A 4,456-nucleotide genomic window follows, 5' to 3' on the forward strand; every position below is an offset into this window, starting at 1 on the left:
TTGGATACGCACAATAGCAGACGTGGCACCAAATGTCCGTTACGTCCGCGTTGCAGTCGTTCGTGCAGACTGCAGCGATTGACTGCCATGAGCCCGAAGTGGACAAAAAGATGGTCCGATTAATCGTTTAGTTTAGTTCGGTGCGTTGAATGATTGGCGGGCTCGACACAACATCTGCACATAGCGGCAAAAAAATTTGGGAGCGGCAAGCCAGTTTAGAATTTATCAGTCGCTTGGTGCGACTTGTTTTTCATATGGGGCAAAGAGGCTAAGTCCCAGCCAGTCATGCATGCCATTTGCAACATCTGTATCGCCGCTGAGCAAGAGTTTGTCATTAGACAGTGCGCTTGTGACAGAAGCCAATCCCATCCAAATCGCCGTCATGGTCTTAATGTCGGTTTCCACGTATAGATCGACAAAGAACCCCGGATCTTTCAAACACAGGTCGACCCCATGCTCAGGGTCTGAAACGACCCACCAACATGCTTCGTTTCGCGCGACATCGTTGAAGTTGAACTGAACGTTCACGCGGCGCAGCGGCAAGGCTCCTTGGTTAATACTTCTGCGCATATCCCACATCAGCAAAGCAGGATCGGAGTTATCCAAGTGTAATTCGGTGTCTATCCAACGCTGTCCCCAGATACCGATTGCCATGATGACATCAGTCATGTCTTTTCCCGCAGCAGTCAGATGGTACTCGTGTTGTGAGGAGTTGCCTTCGACGCTGCGTCGCTCGATTATCCCATGTGCCTCAAGTTCCCTCAGGCGCTTGCTCAAAAGCGCGGTCGACATGCGGGGAACACCACGGCGCAAATCATTAAATCGCGTGGATCCAGCACACAGCTCGCGGATGAGCACGATTGTCCAACGAGAGCCAAGTATTTCAGCCGCCATCGCAACGGGGCAGAACTGGTTATAGGTGGCTTCGGGCATTTCTTTTGACCTCACACGCGGCGATTTCTTCAAGCATATCTGCTTAGACAGCAACTTCACAAACTGAACTTGAATGCCACAACATCATCCGCAAACTATGATCGAACCCATACTCGCAACGTAGGGAGCACAAGCATGAAGGCCCAAACAAACTGTCTGGATGACCTCTGGGACGCTCTACCGGCATTGAAGGACAAGGCGAAGTCGGGTGCGGAAGCTGCCGAAGAGAGACGCTGGATCGGTGACGATCTGGCAAACGACCTCTTGGAAGCTGGTGTAGGACGCATCCTTTTGGATCAGGAGGTCGGAGGGCTAGGCGGCACGCTCACCGACTGGATCAGGTTGGGGTGCGAACTGTCGGCCGCCGATGCTTCGTCGGGTTGGGTATCTTCCCATTGGGCGATGGCGGCTGCCGTAGTTGCCGCAAATGGCACAGACGAACTGGTCTCCGATGTGTTTTCTGATCCCAAAGCCTGCGTGGCTAGCAGCAATTTGGGCAAATTGGACTTCCATGATGAAGACGGCGGACTGAGAATTTCGGGCAGCTGGGGCTTCGCGTCCGGTTGCCTGGCTGCGACGTATGTTGGCGGGGATATCTTGTTGGAAGACGCCGATGTACCGGGTGGATTTCGAATGGTATCTGTACTGGCTCCCAGTACGGAGGCCAGCGTCGTCGAAACATGGGATCCCGTCGGGCTAGCCGCGACTGGCAGCAACCAAATCGTGTTTGAAGACGTGCTAGTCCCGAAAATGGCAATTTATGATTGGCCCGATTCAAAGCCCGTTGCGGGTCGAAGCCGGGGCTTTCTGGGCCACGGAGTGTGGTTGATTTCGACAAGTGTCGCTTCAGTACACTTGGGCTTGGCTAGAGCAGCCATAGACGCGGTGCGAAAAGAACTGGCGACCAAGACGAACAGGATGACCGGGGAACCTGCCGTTGCCAAACCCGCAGCAATGCGCGCATTAGAGGAAGCCGAAGGTTTGCTATTCAGCCTTCGCGCGGGTCTGGATCTCGCAGCAGATAAGGTCTGGAATGAAGGCATGGCCAGTGGAACGCCATCGCAGCAGGCGAGAATGCAGCTACGCTTGGCCGGATTGACAGCTGTACATCAAGGAACGGCGATTGTTCGCTCAGTATTTGACGTAGCTGGGGCGAGCGCGCTGCATCGTTCTGGTCGAATTCAACGGATTTTTCGAGATGCAAACTGCCTGATCCATCATATATCCAGCATTAAGGATAATTTCGAGTTGGTCGGCCGTGTTCGGCATCAGTTAGATCCTCTTTCATTCAAGATTTAAGACCTACAACCCGAGTCCGAAGCACTGAGATTTGTTACAAGCGCCGACTGCTTTGTCCGCTCAGCGGACTTTGTTGCTGCGTGCAACTAATGGCTTTAGCGAGCCCACAGCGGTCTGTCTTCCCACGATAACCCTATTTCTACTGGTCGTCCGGAGGAACGTCCATTCCGGCTTTTCTGAGCCCGTCCATGAAAGACGCTACCAGGTCTTCCGGCAAGCCCCTGGTTCGGTAAGGAAGTCGCGGATCGTCCGGGCAGGGCGGTTCGATCTTCGAAATATGGTCCAGCGTGGCACGGCCGTTGGCGGTATCACCGACTTTGCCATAGGCCGCCGCCTTCGACCACTGGATGAAACAATGGTTCGGCAGCGTGATTTTCACAACTTCGGCCAGCGCCTCGGGGAACTCGTCATTCCGGAAATGATCGAGAAAGAACACGAAATGCGCCCATGAGGGATAGCGTGGATTAATTTTCATCATCCTTCCGACCAATTCCTTACCCCGCTCCAGATCGCCGGAATAGTAAGAGAAATTGCCAAGATCGCCGATCACGTCCGCGTCGTTGGGGTTCAACGCCAGTGCCTTGTCAGCCAGTTCCTTAAAGGCAGCGTAACCCTCGCCGCGCAACTGGCTGATAACCGCGCGGCGGTAATAGGCTTCCGCATTCGCGTTATCGAGTTCTGTCGCACGCTTTGCTGCTGCATCGGCGCGGTCTAAAAGTGCCTGCGCGTCTGCCTTCGAAAACTTCTCGTTCTTGTAGGTCTCTATCAGGATGCCTGCCAGATGCGACCACGCCTGAGCATAGTTCGGGTCCAGCTCTACCGCCTTTTCGAGGCAATCGCGCACGCGACCGCGATCTGTACGCGACACATTGATCCCGTGATAGTCGTATAGCGCGACGCATTCGTAGGCCGTCAGATTTTCCGTGCGGTTGGCGCGGATACGTCCGGCTTCCTGCAACCTAACCACGCCTGAGCGCGTACCTACCGTTGCGACCACTCCGGCCGTGATTTCGTCAAGAACTTCGAAGATGTTGCCCGCAGTCAGGTCGCCGTCATAGGTCTGCGACCAGACCAGCCGCGCTTCCCTTGCGTTGGTGAGCAAAGCGGTTACTCTCAACGTACGATCCGAACGCCACAGGTTACCCTCCAGCACATAGTCCGCGCCTAGATCTTCGTGCAGTTGCTGCGGCGTGAAGCCTGTTCGTTGATAACCTCGGGTAGCGTTCAGTGGGAGAAGGAAAAGGTCGGTGAATTTCGACATGTCGGCCGAAATCGACTTCGAGAGACTTGTCGCCAAGCGAGCACTTTCATCATCTTCGCTCAGAGTCTCGAAGGGAACGATCGCGATTTTGGGTCCGGTTGGTAACGGCGGCAAAGCAGCGCTCCCAGCAGGCAAAAACTGCAATACCGTAAAGCCGATGACCGCTGCACATGCCAGAATTGCGCCACCAACCATGATTGGAATCGGACCGCGCCGCGTTTTTGCCGGTGGTCTTGCGTTTTCCGTCCAGCCATAGACCTGAACGGCCATGGTGATGTTTTTCAGACTTCGCTGCCCCCTGTCCTCGAACATGGCTTTCTGACTCGAGGACAGTTGCAGGAAGGCAGGTTGCGAGATCAAAATGCCACCTGGTTCAGCCTGGCTTTGTAGCCGCGCAGCGAGGATGACCCCTTCCCCATATCGATCGTCTTCTTCAACGATCACGTCCCCGAGATTGATGCCAATCCGAAGTTTGATCTGCTGATCGTTGCCGAAGTCTTTGTTTTTTTCCTGAAGCGCCGTCTGCAAAGCGATTGCACAATCAATGGCGTCAACAACACTGTCAAACTCAACGAGAAAACCATCTCCCATCTGTTTGAAAACCCGGCCACGGTGACTGCTGAACAGCGGGTCGATGATCTCTTCCTGCAGGGCCGCGACGCGAGCGTGGGTGCCCGATTCATCGATTTCCATAAGTCGGCTGTAACCTGCAATATCTGCGGATAGTATTGCAGCGATGCGGCGTTCGCGGCGTTCGGTCGACATTTCTCCTCCTCCGGAAAACGCGATCCATCATCCTTATAAGGATAACCGAAACGCGCTTTTTTCGCGACTCTTTCGCCGACTCCATCTTGGACGACGAAATGTCCGTTCAGTCCGCAACTCGGACATAGCTTGAATTTTCGTCAGCGTCCGCTCTTGCTGGAAGCAGCCGTTCACTGCTGGTTAGTGTCCGAGGACGTG

At 54.5% G+C, this 4,456-nt stretch carries 3 protein-coding genes; 1 reads left to right on the plus strand and 2 read right to left on the minus strand.

Annotated elements, in window-relative coordinates:
* Window positions 1–225: 225 nt before the first annotated feature.
* On the minus strand, window positions 226–933 hold the full coding sequence (locus TR61_RS19095; protein WP_050932122.1) for a winged helix-turn-helix transcriptional regulator: 708 nt from the start codon (window positions 931–933) through the stop codon (window positions 226–228).
* 135 nt (window positions 934–1,068) lie between these two features.
* Here TR61_RS19095 and TR61_RS19100 point away from each other — a divergent pair, with 135 nt between their 5' ends.
* Window positions 1,069–2,232, plus strand: coding sequence for an acyl-CoA dehydrogenase family protein (locus tag TR61_RS19100; RefSeq protein ID WP_050932123.1), 1,164 nt, complete (start codon window positions 1,069–1,071; stop codon window positions 2,230–2,232).
* 139 nt (window positions 2,233–2,371) lie between these two features.
* Here TR61_RS19100 and TR61_RS19105 read toward each other — a convergent pair whose 3' ends face one another.
* Window positions 2,372–4,258, minus strand: coding sequence for an adenylate/guanylate cyclase domain-containing protein (locus TR61_RS19105; protein ID WP_050932124.1), 1,887 nt, complete (start codon window positions 4,256–4,258; stop codon window positions 2,372–2,374).
* Window positions 4,259–4,456 lie beyond the last annotated feature (198 nt).

This window comes from Aestuariivita boseongensis, assembly GCF_001262635.1.
Taxonomy (GTDB): Bacteria; Pseudomonadota; Alphaproteobacteria; order Rhodobacterales; family Rhodobacteraceae; genus Aestuariivita; species Aestuariivita boseongensis.